This is a genomic window from Frankia sp. QA3, from assembly GCF_000262465.1.
In the GTDB taxonomy this organism is placed as follows: domain Bacteria; phylum Actinomycetota; class Actinomycetes; order Frankiales; family Frankiaceae; genus Frankia.
This window is the reverse complement of sequence record NZ_CM001489.1, coordinates 669840-685959: the sequence shown is the minus strand read 5'-3', so window position 1 is coordinate 685959 and position 16120 is coordinate 669840. Positions and strand designations below refer to the sequence as shown.

Sequence of the window (16120 nt, the reverse complement as noted above, 5' to 3'; positions counted from 1 at the left end):
GGCCGGCCGACTGTGGGGCGAGCTGCACGAGGCACTGACGCGGCGCGACCTCGCCGCCTGGGAGGCGTTGCTCGACGAGGGTGCCCGGCTGGCGGCACTGCGCCCCGACGCCGCCGCGCGTACCCGCCTGTCGGATCGGCTGCGTGCCGTCGCGCCGCTGTGGGCCGATGCCATCCTCGACCGGCCCGGTGACGCCGCCGCCTGCGGCGACCCGGCGCGGGCCGCGGCGGCGTGGCGCTGGCGGCAGGCGCAGACCTGGCTCGACGACCTGCACGCCGACGGCGATCTCGCGCTGCTCGGCCGCCAGCTCGGCGACGCCTCCGAGCAGGCCCGCCGGCTCGTGCTCGACACCGCGCGCCGCGCCGCCCGTCTCGGGCTCGCGACCCGGCTCGGGGACCAGGAACGCCGCGCGCTCACCGGCTGGGTGCAGGCCCTCGACCGGCTGGGGAAGGGCACCGGGAAGTACGCCCCGCACTGGCGCGCGCAGGCCCGCGCGCACATGCGCGCCGCGATGGGCGCCGTCCCGGTGTGGATCATGCCGACGTACCGGGTGATGGAGAGCTTCGACCCGGGATCCGACGACCTGTTCGACGTCGTCATCGTCGACGAGTCCAGCCAGTGCGACATCCTCTCTCTCGGCGTGCTCAGCCTGGGCCGGCGCGCCGTGGTCGTCGGCGACGACGCGCAGACGAGCCCGGAGGCCGTCGGCATCGACCGGGCCCGGGTCGGGGCGCTGATCGACGCCCACCTGCCCGACGTCGCCCAGCGTTCGCTGCTCGACGTGGAGGCGAGCCTCTACGACACCGCCGCCAGGGTGTTCCCGCGGACCGTGGTGCTCAAGGAGCACTTCCGCTGCCTGCCCGACATCATCGGGTTCTCCAACCGCTTCTACGACCATCAGATCCTGCCGCTGAGGGAGGACCCGGAGCTCGCGATCGGCGCCGCGCTGCGCCCGGTGCGCGTCGCCGACGGCGCCCGCACGCAGACCCGGTTCGGCGACGCCAACCCGGCGGAGGCGCAGGCGATCGTCGACCAGGTCGTCGCCTGCTGCGCCGACGGCGCGTACGAGGGGATGACGATGGGCGTGGTCACCCTGCTCGGCGCCGGGCAGCCCCGGCTCATCGAGCACGCCCTGGTCGAGCGGCTCGGCGAGCGCGAGTTCTCCCGGCGGGCGCTGCGGGTTGGTGACCCGTACCAGTTCCAGGGCGACGAGCGCGACGTCGTGTTCGTCTCCGTCGTCGCCGACGACAACCGTTCCGCGGCCACCCGCCGCCGCGACCTGCAACGCGTGAACGTCGCCGCCAGTCGCGCCCGCAACCAGATGTGGGTGTTCCACACCGTCGACCCGGCGACGCTGCGCGACGACGACGTCCGCCGCCAGCTCGTCGAATACGCCTACGCCGGCGCGATCCCGCAGGCCGAGGGCCGGCTCGCCGACCGCTGCGAAAGCGAGTTCGAGCGGGCCGTCCTGCGTGAGATCCTCGCCCGCGGCTACCGGGTCCGCCCCCAGCATCCCGTCGGCCGCTACCGCATCGACCTCGTCGTCGAAGGCTCACCCGGCCACCCAGCGCCCGGCCACCCAGCGCCCGGCCACCCAGCGCCCGGCGCCGCCGGGACCGACCCGGCCGGCGGGCGCGCCCGCGGCCCCCGGCTCGCCGTCGAATGCGACGGCGACCGGTTCCACGGCCCGGACCAGTGGGAGGCGGACCTGCGCCGCCAGCGGATCCTGGAGCGGCTCGGCTGGACGTTCCTCCGCATCCGCGGCTCGGAGTTCTACCGCCATCCCACCCGCACACTCGACGGCCTGTGGCGCCGGCTCGACGAGCTCGGCATCCGCCCGGACGTAGGCGGCTGACCGGCGGCCGGGCACGGCGGCGCATGCCCGGGGCGGTCAGCCGCTCGCGCCGGGCATGCCGGCCCGCGGGACGATCTCGTCGACGAGGCCCCAGGCCAACGCCCGCTCGGCGTCGATGGGAAGCCCGCTGAGGATCAGGTAGGCGGCCCGCTGCGGGCCGATCCGCCGCGGGATGCTCGCCGTCCCCCCGGCGCCGGGGACCAGCCCCATCGCCACCTCCGGGAGCCGGAACGTGGTGTCGGGGGCGGCGACGACCCGGCCGCAGAACGCGGGCAGCTCCGCCCCCGCGCCGATGCACAGGCCGTGGACGTAGGCGGTCACCGGCAGCCCGGTGGCCAGCAGGCCCAGCGGAATGCTGCGGGTGGTCCGCACGGCGTGGGCGCCGACCGGGTCGAGCATCGTGCCGAACTCGGTCAGGTCGCCGCCGCTGGAGAACGACGGTCCGGTGCCGGCCAGCCGGATCTCGGCGAGCTCGCTGTCGGCGGCGGCGAGCCCGAAGGCGGCGACCAGCCCGTCGCGCAGGCTGATGCTCACCGCGTTGTGCACCCGCGGCCGGTTGAGGATGACCGTGAGCACCGCGCCGTCCCGCTCGACCAGGACGGCGGGCGCGGACGCGGCCCCGGCCGTCGCCGTCGCCGTCGCCGTCACGGTGGGCTCCGTCGCCGCGTCGGCCGCGAGCGCGCTGTCGGCGGGCACGACGGCGGCCGCGGAGGCCGCGGAGGCCGGGTCCAACCCGGGCCGGGCCGCCGCCCGCGCACTCTGCCTGGCCCGGCGGCGCGACAGCCAGCCGGCGAACTCCGGGCCGGCCTGCAACGCCGAGTAGGCGAACGACTCGGCGACGACGGCGTCGCGCACGTCGATGCCGGTGCTCACCCGCAGCAACTGCACGAGCGCGACCGCGGCGTAGGGATTCGCCGCGGTCGCGGCGGCCAGCGCGTCCACCGCGGCGTCGATCCCGTCCGGGGCGGTCACCCACGGCCGCGGCGCCTCCGGCTCGTCGGTGAGCAGGATGTCGAAGCCACAGGTGGCGACGCCCGCGGGGACCCACCGCAGATCCTCGGCCACGGCGACGCAGACGCAGGGCAGCCGACGGCCGAGTTCGCCGACCCTGATCGCTGCCGGAGAGGCGGCGTCGACGACCAGGATAGGCCGTCCCCCGAGTGGGCTGAAGGCCTCCGGATCGGCGTGCAGGTCCGCGAGCACCGCCTCGGGGTCGGTGACCCGCCGCCCACCCGCGCCGTCCAGCCCGGCAAGCAGGTCCCCCCCGATCGGGCTGGGGGTGACGGCCGGGCCGGGGGTGACGTCGAACGGGTCGGAGCCGACCGGTTGCGCGGCCGGTCCGGGCACAGGAGTGTTCACGACAGATGAAGCTAGTGCCCCGGCGCCGCGGATTCGCGCGGTCCTCCTCCCCCGGACCGCCCATGGCGGGCACCGCGGCGGCCTGTGCGGCGCGGATCCGTCCCCGGCCGGCCCGTCAGGACCGTCAGGCCGGATGGCCTGGCTGCATGTCCCGGACCTGTTGGAAGCCGAGTTGGGTGAACGGCCCGCCGACCGCGCCGTCGACCGGTTCGATGACGAACGCCGTGTGGTCCCCCACGTCGACCCGGGTGTGCACGGGACCGGCGAACCAGGCGCGCGGCTGCTCGAGGACGGGCAGTCCGAACGGACCCTCCTCCCAGGCGCAGCGCGCGAACTTGTCGATCTCGTCGCCGGTCTGCTCGCCGAACAGCGTCGCGAGCTCCTCGTCGGCCTCGTCGAGGAGATGGACCGCGAGGTGGCTGGCTGCCAGGGCGACCCCGTGGGTGTGGTTGGCCCGCGAGATGCACAGCAGGTAACGCGCCGGCTCGATGCTGCACTGGGTGTGGAAGCCGACGAGGCAGCCGCTGCGTTCCCCGTCGGGCACCCTCGCCGTCACGATCACCATCGGGTAACTGATCGCACTCACGGCTTCGTGGAAAACGGTGGGTTCGGTCATCGCCGGCCACGCTCCTCCGATCGGGCGGACGGGTCAACGCCCGCGGACCACCCAACCCGCCCCGCCGGACCACCAGCGGCGCCGGACCACCAGCGGCGCCGGACCACCAGCGGCGCCGGACCACCGCCCCGCGCCGGTCAGGCGCTGGTGGCCGACCGCGGCTTCGGCCCGGCAGCACGCATGTTGACCAACCGACCCAGCAGTTCGAACCAGAAGGGGGCGCCGGCGGTGAGGGCGAAGCAGGCGATGGCCAGACCGGCGATCTTCAGCAACCATCCGTCGACGGTGTGCGGGACCTCACGCGGGTCGTCGCGGTCGTCGCTCGCCTGAACCCACCCGATCGGCAGGGCGAGGCCCGAGGCGTCCCGCACCGACTTGATCGCGCTCTCGACGGCGTCGCCCACACCCGCGTCGCCCGAGCCCACGTCGTCCGAGCCCGCGTCACCCGAGCCCGCGGTGGTGGTGCCGGCGTCGGCGGCGACCTGGCTCTGGCTCGCGGTCACGGCCGCGTCGCGCACGGTCCCGTCCTGCCACAGCGCCCGGGAGATGCCGACCGCGTCGAGGTTGAACACAGCGGACAGGACGATCGCGTAGCCGAGCAGGAATACCGCGACCCGCCGCTTGTACCACCCGGACAGGCGGTCCATCGCCTCGTCGTACCACCGCGCCACCTCGGTGATGATCTTCTCCCGGTCGCCGCCCGTCTGGACCACCGCCGCGGTCAGCGCGTTCTTCGCCAGCGAGGGTGGCAACGCGGCCAGCCCGTCCTCCAGCGTGCCGACCGTCCCGCTGCCGACGGCGGACACCAGCGCGGCGGCCACGACCCGCCCGGTCGGGTGGTCCGCCGGCATCGCGGCATGCAGGGCCCGGGCGGACCCCTCGTCCAGCGAGCGCCGGGCGGCCTCGTACGCGGTCTGGTAGTTCTCGCGGGTCTCGTCGGGGATGTGCGCGGGCAGTCCGTCGGGGCGCAGCTGGGCCAGCATGGCCCGGGCGGGTGGGTCGACCCGGTCGAGCAGAGCCCGGGCGAACGCGGTGGACGGCACGTAGGAGGGCAGCCGCAGCCGGCGGGCCCGGCTCACCGCGGTCCAGGTCCGCTGCACGGGCGGATGATCGGCCATGTCGGCGGAGGCCTCGTCCCGGCCGGCGGTGCGCATGGCCCGCAGGGGCCCGTCGAGCAACTGCGCGGCGACGTCCGCGGGCGCGCCCGGCGAATCGGGCGCTGCGCTGCCCGGCGGGCGGCCGCCGAGCAGCCGGCGCAGCTCCGCCTCGAGGCGGCGGCCCCGGTAGTGCACGAGACCGAGCACGGCCTCGTTGATCCGGGAGACCGCGAGGCTGAACGCGGCGAACAGCAGCGCGAGGCCGATCAGAACGTCCAGCGCGGACGAGTCAGGCATCCGAATCCCCCGATCCCTGCCGTGCCGACGACGGCCGGTCCACCGCCCGCCACCGCCGACACCGCCTCGGAGCTGCCCGGATCCCGGCCGGCCGAAGGACGTATCCGGACACCGCGGGCGCATCCAGGCCGGACCGCGCATTTCTACACCGCGAGGCAGAACTGCCACCGAGCGGCGCCGCCCAATCCCGCAGCCGACACGTACCGTCACAGCTACGCCGGGTAGATCGGCACCGGCTCCGGCGAGGCGACGCTGGACCGGCCCGCCGAACGGGCGGGGCCGGCCCGACAGCCCGGGACAGCCGGACATCGCCTGCCCGTTCGGACCAGACCCGCTCCGCGGCGCGGGGGCCGGAGATGGCATGGCGTCGGCCTCACCGCCTGCCCCGGACGGTGCGGCCGACGCCATGCGACTGTGGGGTCAGGCCGCGGGTGCCTCGCCGAACGACCCCTGCGGGCCGTACGCGGCGACCTCCGTGTAGATCACCGGGCGGCGCTCGGGATCCTGCAACGGCCGCAGCGGGGAGGTCGTCCCGCGGTGGTCCGCCCCCTGCTCCCAGGCGCTGAACTCGGTCATGCCCGACCAGACGCTCACCACGACGTAGCGCGACGAGTCCGCCGCCGAACGCTGCAGCGTGTTGCCGAGCAGGCCCGGGGTGCCGACCAGCTTGGAGCTGATCGCGTGGTAGGCGCGTTCCACCGCCCCGGGATCGTCGGGCGGATCGACCGCCCAGAGCATCACCCGGACCGCCGCCTCTACGCCGGCGCCCACGACTAGCCGGCCGCCGGCACCGGCAGGGACGCCGCGCCGGCCAGGTGCGTCAGGACGCTGCCGGTGGCCATCGAGCCGCTGGCACGCAGCGGGTGCAGCGCCCTGCGGTGCTCCAGGTGCCGCTCGCTGGTCTCGAACTCGCGGAACTGCGCCTCGTCGACCCAGTCGCTGGTGATGAAGTACGTGCCCGGCTCGTCCTCCGAACGGATCAGCCACTGGCCCAGGTTGGCGGGGTGGGAGGTGACCGCGTCGCCGATGCGCAGCCAGGTCTGCTCGAACTCGGCCTCGCGGCCCGGGTGGATCCGCATCGTCAGCATGATCCGGAAGGGCGGGGTCGATGCCATCAGATTCCTCCGTCGACCGTGAAGGTGGCGCCGTTGACGTAGGACGACACGTCGCTGGCCAGGAACAGGACGACCGCGGCGACCTCGTCGGCCTCGCCGAGGCGGCCCAGCGGAATGCGGTTGGTGTAGGCCGTCCGGGCGGCCTCGGGCATGCCGGCGGCCTGGTCGGTCTCGATGACACCCGGGGAGACGAGGTTGACCCGGATGCCGCGGGAGCCGAGCTCCTTGGACAGCGAACGGGTCAGCCCGATCAGGCCGGTCTTCGCCGCGGTGTAGTGCGCCCGCAGCGGCACGCCGACGACCCCGGCGCCCGACCCGATGTTGACCACCGAACCGGACTCGCCGAGCAGCGCCAGCGCACCCTGGGTGACCAGGTGGGTGGCGGTGAGGTTGGTGGCGAGCACCTGCGTCCAGGCGTCCAGCGGCAGGTCCGCGTAGGGGATGTGGCTGATCGTCCCGACGCTGTTGACCACGATGTCGAGGCCGCCGAGATGCGTGCCGGTGGCCTCGATGAGCTCGGTGATCTGGGCCGGGTCGGCCACGTCCGCCTGCACGAGCAGGTGGTCGCCGCCGGTGTCCTTCAGCTCGAGGCGCAGGCTCTCGGCCTCCTCGGTCTGGCGCTGGTGGCCGACGACGACCGTCGCGCCGGCGCGGGCCAGGCCGAGCACGACGGCCCGGCCGATGCCGCGGGTGCCACCGGTGACCAGGGCGCGTCGCCCGGCCAGGTCTGGGAACATCGCTGACTGTCTCCTAGGTCGAGGAATCGAGCAGGTCGAACGGATCGAGCAGCTCACGTGGGTCGAGCAGCTCACGTGGGTCGCGCAGGCCGGGCCGGGCCCGGTCGGGCGGGTCCGGTCAGGTGGGGTCCGGTCAGGCGGGGTCGACGGCGCGGACGACGAGGCTGCTGTTGAAGCCGCCGTAGCCGCGGGCGTTGACCAGCGCCACCCGGACGGGGGTCCGCCGGGGGGTCTGCACCAGGTCCAGGCCGTAGCCCGGATCGGGGGTGTCGAGGTTGCCCACCGCGGGGATGACGCCGTCCCGAATCGACAGCAGCGCGGTGGCCACCGACAGCGCCGAGCCGCCCGCGCACAGCCGGCCGACGAAGCCCTGCGGCGCCGTCACCGGCACCGCCCGCTCGCCGAACACGGCCCGGATCGCCGCCGCCTCCTGGGCGTCGAGGTCCGGGGAACCGGCGCCGTCGGCGAACACCACGTCCACGTCGTCCGGGACGAGGCCCGCGTCGGCCAGGGCCCGGCGCATCGCGGTGGCCAGCCAGCGGCCGTCCGGTGCCGGGCGGGCATGGTGGGCGGCGTCGTGCGTCGCGGCGTATCCCGCGATCTCCCCGTAGACGTGAGATGCGCCGCGGGCGGCCGCCGCCGCCGGATCCTCGACGACCAGGGTCGCCCCGCCCTCTCCCGGCAGGTAGCCGTTCGCCCGCACGTCGAACGGCTTGTAGCCGTCCGCCGCCGCGGCGGCGGTGCTGACCCGACCGCTGCTCAGATGGCAGGTGAGCCCGTACGGCGTCAGGCCCGATTCGGCGCCCCCCGCGAGCACCGTCGACGTGCCGCGACGGATGACCCGTCTGGCCTGGGCGAGGCTGTCCAGCCCGCCGGCGCCGTCGCTGACCACGACCCCGGATGGCCCCTTCAGGCCATGACGGATCGACGTCTGGCCGGTCGTCGCCGCGTAGAACCAGGCGATCGACTGGTAGACGCTCACCGCGGTGCGCCCGCGGGTCCACAGCCGCTGCAGCTCCCGCTGGCCGAAGTCGTTGCCGCCGGAGCCGCTGCCGAACACGACCGCGGTGGCGTACGGGTCGTGGTCGGCCGGGTCGTAGGCGGCGTCGGCCAGGGCCAGCCGGGAGGCGGCCATCCCGAACCAGGTCCACCGGTCGGTCTGGACGATGTACCGCTTGTCGACGTGTTCCTCCGGCTCGAACCCGCCGACCTCGCCGGCGAGCCTGGCGGAGTAACGGGCCGGGTCGAACCGGCTGATCGGGGCGATGCGCAGCTCCCCGCGCAGGGTCGACGCCCAGTACTGCTCGACCCCCAGGCCGCTGGGGGCGATGACCCCCAGGCCGGTGACGACCGGCCGGACCACGGCCGGCGAGCGCTCGCCGGCCGTCGCCGAACGGTCCGTGTCGGTCACGGCAGAGGCGGAGGTGCCCACGGCGGCGCTCACCGGTTCGGCGCCGACAGGACGATCGCGGACTGGAACCCGCCGAACCCGCTGCCCACCGACAGCGCCACGTCGACGGTGTGATCACGGGCGATGTTCGGCACGTAGTCGAGGTCGCACGCCGGATCGCGGGTGGCCCAGTTGGCGGTGGGCGGAACGACGTCGTTCTCGATGGCCAGGGCGCAGGCGGCGATCTCCAGGGAACCGATCGCGCCGAGGGAGTGGCCGACCATCGACTTGATCGAGCTGACCGGGACCTCGTATGCGCGCGGACCCAGCGAGCGCTTGAAGGCGGCCGTCTCGTGCCGGTCGTTCTGTTTGGTGCCCGAGCCGTGCGCGTTGATGTAGTCGATGTCGTCCGCGCCGACCCGCGCCGCGTCCATCGCGACCCGGATCGCCTCGGCCATCTCGACGCCGTCGGGGCGCAGGCCGGTCATGTGGAAGGCGTTGGACCGTGACGCGTAGCCGCCGACCTCGCAGTAGATGTGCGCCCCACGGGCCCGTGCGGACGACAGCTCCTCGAGGATGAGCACGGCCGAGCCCTCCCCCATCACGAAGCCGTCGCGGCTGGCGTCGAAGGGGCGGGAGGCGTGCTCGGGGTCGTCGTTGCGCGCCGAGGTCGCCCGGATCGCGTCGAAGCAGGCCACCGAGATCGGTGACAGCGGCGCGTCGGAGGCGCCGGCGATGACGATGTCCGCCTCGCCGTCGGCGATGAGCTGCGCGCCGTAGCCGACCGCGTCGATGCCCGAGGTGCAGCCGGTGGACACCACCGACGCCGGGCCGTGCGTGCCGAAGCGGCAGGCGAGCTCCGTGGCCAGGCAGCTCGGGACCAGCGCGTGGTACAGGAAGGAGCTGGCGTAGTGCGGGTCGACCTCCCAGTGCCGGCCCGAGTCGGAGACGACGACGTACTCGTTCTCCAGCCGGGTCGTCGCGCCGACCGCGCTGCCCATGCTGACGCCGACGACCGGGCCGTCCCCGGCCTCGTCGCCGAGGCCGCCCGCGCCGGCGGGGCGCAGGTCCAGGCCGCTGTCCTCGACCGCCTCCAGCGCCGCGGCCAGCGCGAACTGCACGAAGCGGTCGTTGCGGGCGATCTGGCGGGCGGTCAGCCCGGCCGCCGCCGGATCGAAGTCGCATTCGGCGGCGACCTGGGAGCGGAACTGCGACGGGTCGAAGAACGACAGCCGCCGGGTCGCCGTGCGCCCGTCGGTCAGCAGCGTCCAGAACTCCTTGCGGTTCACCCCGCCCGGGGCTACCACCCCGATGCCGGTGACCACCGTCCTCCTCGCTCCGCTCACCGTCTGGCCCCGGCGGGCAGGGCCCCGGCGGGCACAGTGTCGGCGGGCACAGTGTCGGCGTGGGGGCCCGAACGGATGATGGGGGCGTGCGGCGCGTCCGGGTTCAGCACCGCCTCGGTGTCGACGTGGCCGAGGTCGGGGCGGGGCGCCAGCGGGCTGAGGTGGAACACGAGGAACGCGGTCTCGTCGCCCGTGTTGACGATGCGGTGACGCATGCCGATCGGGATGCACACCCCGTGCTCGGCCGCCACGACCTGGTGCTCACCGTCCAGCCGGGCGGTCACGCTCCCGCGCACGCAGTAGAGGAACTCCTCCGAGTAGGGGTGCCAGTGCTCGGTGACGACCTCGCCCGGCTCGAGGGTGAGCGTGCCGAGGAAGCCGGTGGTCGAGCCGACCGTCGCCGGGGAGAGCAGGGCGCGGATGTCCCCCCCGCGACGCCGGTTGGGCGCGATGTCGTGGATGCAGAGAACCTTCGGGGTCGTCGTCGCTGGAGCTGCCATCGGTCGCGTCCTCCTCAGACCTGTTCCGGCACGGCCATGGCGAGCAGGGCGGGACGCGCGGCCGCGGCGGCCCGCTCGACCTTCGCCCGGATCACGGCCATCTCCCGGACGGTGTTGGTGTTGATCCGGTCGGTCATCTGCTCGTCGTTGAGCGGCGCCGCCGGGCGCATGTGGAAGTCCTGCACCCAGCGCATCCGGGTGCCGGAGCCCTCCGGGGTGTAGGTCCAGTGGATGTGCATGTACTCGAACGGCCCGGTCTCGATGCGGTAGGCGCGGACCTGCCGGTTCGCCGGGTCGAGCGTCCGTTCCGACACCCAGCTCCACTCCGTTCCGTTCTCGTCCGGATGCATGGTGAGCCGGAACTTGAAGGTGTTCCCGTTGCTCTCGATGATGTCCACCGACGCGTATTCCGTGAACAGGTCGGGCCACGAGGTCAGGTCGTTGGTGATGGTCCAGACCGTGTCGATGTCGGCGTCGATGAAAATCGAGTTTTCGGTATGCCCACTCACAGCTACTCCCCGGTTTGTGAAGGAAACTCCGGATGCGGATCGGGAATCGGCGGCGGCGATTCCGGGCGTCGATTGGGAATCAGACCGGCTCACGCTCGCCGAGCGCGGCGTTCACGGTGTCGAGAATCTCCGCGAGGGTGTATCCCTCCGGCATCTCGGCCGGCAGGTCCACCCCGAAGGCGCCGACCACCTCCGCGGAGAGCTGGAGATAGGCCAACGAGTCCAGGCCGATGTCCAGGAACGTCACGGCCAGGTCGGTGGGGCGGTCCTCCGGGGGCAGCCCGGCCTGCTCGACAAGGAAACCGAGCAGGGCGTCGGCCGTCCACTGATGGGGCATTTCAGGATCTCCTCGGGTCGGCTGCAGATGGGATCGACTGAAGGTCTTTTCGCCTGAATGCACCGCGGGCGGGCCTGGAGCTGCCCTCACGGCGGAAGGCAAGGCACCCAGGCAGGGCCCCGACGGAGCACGCGGTTCTTCGGATTCGGGCGCCGGCGCGGCGCCCGCGCCGACGGCGTGACCAGGGCATGTCGAGGCAGCCCTGGGCACCGCGGCGACCGCAGCCCGGACGGGGCGTTGCGGTGGCGCGGGTCAGGGCGAACCGGCGACACCGGCCAGGAAAGGCCGGGGACGTCGGCCAGGAAAGGTCGGGGAAGTCAGCCAGGACGGGTCGGGACGCAGGTCAGGCGGGCGGTGACGCGAATCAGGCCACGGCGCACGCCCGTCGCGGTGGACGGGCGCGGGCCGCGGGTGACCGGAGCCCGCGGCGGCGCGGACCTGGACCGGTCAGCCGGCCGACCAGTGGTAGAAGCTGCGCGCCATCGCGTCCCGCGGACCCCGCCAGGTCGCCGGGTCGTAGGCGGTGATGAACTTCTCCAGCTTCGTGTTCACGTCGACGAACAACGGGTGCCCGCGCACGTCCGAGACCGTCGGCGCGATGTCCGCCGGCGCGTCGATGAGGTGGAAATAGAGCCCGTGGAACTCGAACAGCTCGCGGCGGGTGACGCCGACGATGCCGGGGAGCTCCCCCGCGTCGGACTCGGCGAAGGTCCCGGCGACGGCGTCGGCGTCGGCGGGGTTCATTCTCGCCACGATCAGGGTGCGGTGCGTCGGCTTTCCCGACTGCGTGGCGGCGGGCTGCGATCCGGCAACTGCGGGCACGGAAGGACTCCTCGGGCGGTTTCCAGGAGAGGCGAGCGGCGTGCATGGCGGCCTGCGGGCCGGCAGGTCGACGGCACGGCGGATGGCGGACGGACGGGCCCGCCGCGTGCCGCGCGTGCGCCGCGCGTGGCATGCGGGGCCCGTCGACGACGGGCGGGCAGGCGAGCGCCGACCGACTCGCGACCGCCGGCCGTGCCCGCCGACCCCCTGACTTGGTCAGTGTTCGGCTCATCGAGAGCATGCGGCCAGGCGCGGCCGGTGTCCTGGAATTGGCCTGGCATCAAGCTGCCCTGGCAATCATCTGCCAACTAATGCTCACTTCACACCCAACACCGCTACAACAAGCCGGACGGCAGGCCCCCGACCAGGGGGGATGTTCCCCGACGCCAAGCCGGCGGCGGCCACCTGGATCGCCACCGGAGCCCGCCTCGCCGACAATCGGCGCCTTCCCGACCGCCGGCCACACCCCCCACGACATCAACCGGGTCCAGCTCGCCGAACCCCAGCGGTGAGCGAGGTCACGCACGTGAGCGCCGCCATGTCCGACCGACATCACCATTCAGGCCGTCACCTGACGCAGACTCTGGTTCTTCCCCGCCCGAGCCGTAGCACTCCACTACTTTCCGTAACCGCAAAGGCTCGCCCGGTCCCCGATCGGCCGAGTACGAGTCGTGCCGAGAGATAGCCACGGCCCCCGGACCACTACGGGCGAAATGCCGTACTTGTTCCTCGGCACGACCTGACCGCGATCTGGCCGCGAAGCGCCGGAGACCCCAAAGATCAACCCAGGAGGATCGCCGAAGGCGATCCGACGGAAAGCCGGCTGCCCCCCCGAGGGCAGGGGTCCCCGCATCGCGCCGAAGGCGCTATGTGGGGAAAGCCCCCCGCATCGCGCCGAAGGCGCTATGCGGGGGGCGATCAGAGCCAGCCGCGGCGGGAGGCGAGGGTGCCGGCCTGGAAGCGGCTGCGGGCGTTGAGGCGGGACATCAGATCCGCGATCATGCGGCGCACCGTGCGCACGGAGACACCGAGGTGGCGGGCGGCCGCCTCGTCCTTGACACCGAGGCTGAGCAGGCGCAGCAGCAGCCGCTCGGTGTCGGAGGGGTCGTCGGCCGACTCCTCGGTGCCGGTCTGCGCCGGCCAGCCGCCGAGCGGCTCGGCGATCTCCCAGACCTGCTCGAACAGGGTGAGCAGGACGGCGGTGAGCTCGGGCGTGCGCACGAGCAGCGTGTGGCCGCCGGCGCCGACGCCGCCGCGGGCCAGCCGGACGAGCCCGACGCGGCCGTCGACGGTGGTGGCGTCCAGCCGCGGGTCGTCGGTGACGCGGGCGTCGAGGCCGTGCGCGGCGACGGTGCGCACGTAGCCGGCGCCGCGTTCGTCGAGGCGCATCGAGCGCGGCAGCACGCTGCGCATCACGACCCCGCGCCGCAGTGCCCGCAGCTCGACCGGCATGACGTCGGCGGACAGCGCCGCCGACCAGCCCCGGCGGGTGCGCAGGGTGAGCACCTCCCGCTCGGCCCGGCCGACGAGGGCGAGCAGCTCGGCACGGGCCTGGTCGACGCCGTCGATGCGCTGCACCTCGACCGTGTCCGGACCGGGATGGCCCTCCAGGTAGTCCGAGACGAAGACGCTCACCTGCGCCCGGGCCCGCACGAGCCGCTCGTGGCGCCGGATGAGCTGCTCGTGCTGGGCCTGGAGCAGATGGTCCAGACCGGCCTCGGGATGGACGGCGACGAAGCGCCCGGGCCGTTCCCGGGAGGCCAGCAGCAGGCCGAGTTCGACCAGCCGGTCACGGACCCGGCCGACGACGCTCGTCGACTCCCCGAGCATCTCCGCCGCCTCGGTCACGCTCAGCGACTCGTGGCGCAGCCAGAGCCGATAGGCGGACAGTGCGACGTCATCGAGACCGAGAATATCGAGCGCCTTGCCCTTCCCCGGAGCTGGAGCGCCCTTCCCCGGATCGGGAGCTGGACCTCCCCGGCGGGCAGGGATCGCGGCGACCGGCCCCGCCACGGGCGGTGCGGCGCTCGTGCTGGTCAGGTCCGAACGGTCGTCCGTGGCGTTCACCCGGACCGCTGCGGCAGGCTCGGCCGGCCGGCCGACTCGGCGGAGACCACATCGAGCGCGTGGCGGACCAGCGACACCAGCGCCTGGCGGACCGACTCGCGCTGGCGGGCGTCGCAGAACACCACCGGCCGGCGCGGGTCGAGGTCCAGCGCCGCGCGGACGTCCTCGACGCGGTACTCCCGGGCGCCGTCGAACCGGTTCAGTGCGACGAGGAACGGGATGTCACGCTCCTCGAAGTAGTCGATGGCGGGGAAGGAGTCCGCCAGCCGCCGGGTGTCGACGAGCACCACCGCGCCGATCGCGCCGAGGACCAGCTCGTCCCACATGAACCAGAACCGGTCCTGCCCGGGGGTGCCGAACAGGTAGAGGATGACGCTGTCGACCAGCGTGATCCGCCCGAAGTCCATCGCGACCGTGGTGGTCGTCTTCGAGCTGACCGAGCTGGTGTCGTCGATGCCGATGCTGGCGGCCGTCATGGCGGCCTCCGTGGTCAGCGGCGGGATCTCGCTGACCGCCCCGACGAACGTCGTCTTCCCGACTCCGAACCCGCCGGCGATGATGATTTTGACCGGATGCGGCGCCGTCGTCTCCGGCGACCCCGTCCTGTCGGGCCTGTACTCCCTATCGGGCCGGTAGTCCCTATCGGGCCGGTAGTCCCTAGAGGGCCTGTAGTCCATCGAGCACCTTTTCGATGAGGGCGGCGGAAGGACGGTCGGACGGGCGGGCCGGCCGGTTCACCGTGATCAGTCCGGCATCGAGCATGTCGCCGACGAGGACCCGCACGACGCCGATCGGCAGATCCAGCCGCGCCGAGATCTCGACGATCGACTGCACCCGCTGGCAGAGCAGCGCGATCGAGCGCTGTTCCGGTTCCAGCGTCGCGCCCATCAGCCGACCGTTGGGCGTGGTGGTCACCAGCGCCACCAGTTCCAGGGCCCGGTTGGTGGGCCGGGTCCGACCACCGGTGACGGCGTAGGGGCGGACGACCGGACCCGCATCTTCGTCGAACCATTCCTCGTCGTGCGACATACCGGTCCTCCTGCCTGAGAGCTCCGCTGCCATGACGGTTTGCGTTGCCGTCCGGTCGGTACGGGCAGGGGTCGACCGGTGGGCCAGGATTCGCGGTCGCACCCCCGTCGACCGCCGCGGCGGGCGCCTACAGCGGCAGCGCGGACTGCATCTGGGCGCGCAACTCCGGAGTGAGGAACTCCCCGACCCTGGTCACCAGCAGGGCCATCTCGTAGGCGATGAGGCCGATGTCCGCCCCGGTGCTGGACAGGATCGCCAGGCACGAGCCGTCGCCGACCGCCGTGACGAACAGGAAGCCCTGGTCCATTTCGACGATGGTCTGGCGGACGTTGCCGCCGCCGAAGAACCGGCCCGCGCCGCGGGCGAGGCTGTTGAACCCGGAGGCGACCGCCGCGAGCTGGTCTGCGGTCGCCCGGTCCATCCCGTAGGAGGTCGCGAGCAGCAGACCGTCCGAGGACAGTGCGATCACGTAGGTGACTTCCGGAACCTTCTTGACGAGGTTGTTGAGCAACCAGCTCATGTTCTCGGACGGCCCCAGCGGACGCATCTCAGGTCACCTTTCCCACATCGTCGCCGTCGTTGGAAACCTGGCCGTCCGCCAGCCCGCGACCGAAGTTGCTCTGGAAGGACGACATCATGCTGCGGATCTCTTCCGGGCTGCGCTGCGCGGCGAGCTTGCCCGGCTGCTCGTCGGGGCTGTCCCGGCGCAGCTGGGGCGCGAGGCTGGCCCGTCGGGTGCGCCGCGGCAGGCCCACCTCGGTGCGGTCCTCGGGCGCCTGGCCGCCACGCTCGGGCAGGCCCGCCCCGGCCGCACCACCGGCACCACCGGCACCACCGGTTCGGGCGGGCGGCCCGGGGCGGTGCAGCGGGACGATCGACTGGCCCGCGGCGGGGGTGTCACCGCGGCGGGGCCCGGTCGGGCGGCTCAGCGGCGAGGTGAACGGGTCGGTGTGGGCCGGTGGGCCGCCGGGGAGGTCCCGCGCCACGGGGGGCTGGCCGAACAGGGAGGGGGTCCGGCCGCCGGCGTCGTCCGGCGGCTCCGGC

The 16120-nt window shown here is 73.6% G+C and carries 18 protein-coding genes and 1 pseudogene; 2 read left to right on the top strand and 17 right to left on the bottom strand.

What is annotated here, in order from left to right:
• Positions 1–1855: AAA domain-containing protein (locus tag FRAQA3DRAFT_RS02740; protein WP_009737533.1), on the top strand; the 1855-nt coding region annotated here is incomplete at its 5' end.
• 36 nt (positions 1856–1891) lie between these two features.
• Here the strand turns inward: FRAQA3DRAFT_RS02740 and FRAQA3DRAFT_RS02735 are convergent.
• The 14 genes from FRAQA3DRAFT_RS02735 to FRAQA3DRAFT_RS02670 all read right to left on the bottom strand — a co-directional run bounded on the left by FRAQA3DRAFT_RS02735 (position 1892) and on the right by FRAQA3DRAFT_RS02670 (position 14550).
• The gene (locus tag FRAQA3DRAFT_RS02735) at positions 1892–3214 is read right to left on the bottom strand and encodes an enoyl-CoA hydratase/isomerase family protein (protein ID WP_157467022.1); all 1323 of its coding nucleotides are present in this window, start codon (positions 3212–3214) and stop codon (positions 1892–1894) included.
• 124 nt (positions 3215–3338) lie between these two features.
• On the bottom strand, positions 3339–3830 hold the full coding sequence (locus FRAQA3DRAFT_RS02730; RefSeq protein WP_009737531.1) for a flavin reductase family protein: 492 nt from the start codon (positions 3828–3830) through the stop codon (positions 3339–3341).
• A gap of 137 nt (positions 3831–3967) precedes the next feature.
• Positions 3968–5224: a hypothetical protein gene (locus FRAQA3DRAFT_RS02725; RefSeq protein ID WP_009737530.1), complete on the bottom strand. Its 1257-nt coding sequence runs from the start codon at positions 5222–5224 to the stop codon at positions 3968–3970.
• Positions 5225–5644: 420 nt separating this feature from the next.
• On the bottom strand, positions 5645–5995 hold the full coding sequence (locus tag FRAQA3DRAFT_RS02720) for an antibiotic biosynthesis monooxygenase (RefSeq protein WP_009737529.1): 351 nt from the start codon (positions 5993–5995) through the stop codon (positions 5645–5647).
• A 2-nt stretch (positions 5996–5997) separates the two neighbouring features.
• Positions 5998–6339, bottom strand: coding sequence for an antibiotic biosynthesis monooxygenase (locus FRAQA3DRAFT_RS02715; RefSeq protein WP_009737528.1), 342 nt, complete (start codon positions 6337–6339; stop codon positions 5998–6000).
• Positions 6339–7076 carry an SDR family NAD(P)-dependent oxidoreductase gene (locus tag FRAQA3DRAFT_RS02710; RefSeq protein WP_009737527.1) on the bottom strand — a complete coding sequence of 246 codons (738 nt, stop codon included), beginning with the start codon at positions 7074–7076 and terminating at the stop codon, positions 6339–6341. Before FRAQA3DRAFT_RS02710 ends, FRAQA3DRAFT_RS02715 begins: the two co-directional genes overlap by 1 nt.
• 133 nt (positions 7077–7209) lie before the next feature.
• The gene (locus FRAQA3DRAFT_RS02705; RefSeq protein ID WP_035920519.1) at positions 7210–8520 is read right to left on the bottom strand and encodes a beta-ketoacyl synthase N-terminal-like domain-containing protein; all 1311 of its coding nucleotides are present in this window, start codon (positions 8518–8520) and stop codon (positions 7210–7212) included.
• Positions 8517–9791 (bottom strand): beta-ketoacyl synthase, encoded by a 1275-nt coding sequence (locus FRAQA3DRAFT_RS02700; RefSeq protein ID WP_009737525.1) that lies wholly within the window; start codon positions 9789–9791, stop codon positions 8517–8519. The genes FRAQA3DRAFT_RS02705 and FRAQA3DRAFT_RS02700 overlap by 4 nt, the downstream gene beginning before the upstream one ends.
• Positions 9792–9808: 17 nt before the next feature.
• Complete coding sequence (locus FRAQA3DRAFT_RS02695; protein WP_009737524.1) at positions 9809–10312, bottom strand: cupin domain-containing protein; 504 nt, start codon at positions 10310–10312, stop codon at positions 9809–9811.
• A gap of 14 nt (positions 10313–10326) precedes the next feature.
• A complete protein-coding gene (locus FRAQA3DRAFT_RS02690; RefSeq protein ID WP_009737523.1) occupies positions 10327–10821 on the bottom strand; it encodes an SRPBCC family protein in 495 nt (164 codons plus the stop codon).
• Between the two features lie 79 nt (positions 10822–10900).
• On the bottom strand, positions 10901–11158 hold the full coding sequence (locus FRAQA3DRAFT_RS02685) for an acyl carrier protein (protein ID WP_009737522.1): 258 nt from the start codon (positions 11156–11158) through the stop codon (positions 10901–10903).
• A 447-nt stretch (positions 11159–11605) separates the two neighbouring features.
• Positions 11606–11980, bottom strand: a complete 375-nt coding sequence (locus FRAQA3DRAFT_RS02680) for a TcmI family type II polyketide cyclase (RefSeq protein WP_009737521.1) — start codon at positions 11978–11980, stop codon at positions 11606–11608.
• Positions 11981–12898: 918 nt separating this feature from the next.
• Positions 12899–14047, bottom strand: a complete 1149-nt coding sequence (locus FRAQA3DRAFT_RS02675) for a LuxR C-terminal-related transcriptional regulator (RefSeq protein WP_009737520.1) — start codon at positions 14045–14047, stop codon at positions 12899–12901.
• Complete coding sequence (locus tag FRAQA3DRAFT_RS02670; protein WP_035922018.1) at positions 14044–14550, bottom strand: ATP/GTP-binding protein; 507 nt, start codon at positions 14548–14550, stop codon at positions 14044–14046. The genes FRAQA3DRAFT_RS02675 and FRAQA3DRAFT_RS02670 overlap by 4 nt, the downstream gene beginning before the upstream one ends.
• Here FRAQA3DRAFT_RS02670 and FRAQA3DRAFT_RS38355 point away from each other — a divergent pair.
• Entirely contained in the window at positions 14522–14683 is a 162-nt protein-coding gene (locus tag FRAQA3DRAFT_RS38355) for a hypothetical protein (protein WP_369809490.1), read from the top strand. The genes FRAQA3DRAFT_RS02670 and FRAQA3DRAFT_RS38355 overlap by 29 nt on opposite strands.
• Before the next feature lie 21 nt (positions 14684–14704).
• Here FRAQA3DRAFT_RS38355 and FRAQA3DRAFT_RS02665 read toward each other — a convergent pair whose 3' ends face one another.
• The 3 genes and pseudogenes from FRAQA3DRAFT_RS02665 to FRAQA3DRAFT_RS36580 form a co-directional block, all read right to left on the bottom strand.
• The gene (locus FRAQA3DRAFT_RS02665) at positions 14705–15076 is read right to left on the bottom strand and encodes a DUF742 domain-containing protein (protein WP_009737518.1); all 372 of its coding nucleotides are present in this window, start codon (positions 15074–15076) and stop codon (positions 14705–14707) included.
• A 127-nt stretch (positions 15077–15203) separates the two neighbouring features.
• Entirely contained in the window at positions 15204–15623 is a 420-nt protein-coding gene (locus FRAQA3DRAFT_RS02660) for a roadblock/LC7 domain-containing protein (RefSeq protein WP_009737517.1), read from the bottom strand.
• Between the two features lies 1 nt (position 15624).
• A pseudogene (locus FRAQA3DRAFT_RS36580) lies at positions 15625–16120 on the bottom strand (histidine kinase); the annotation flags it as partial.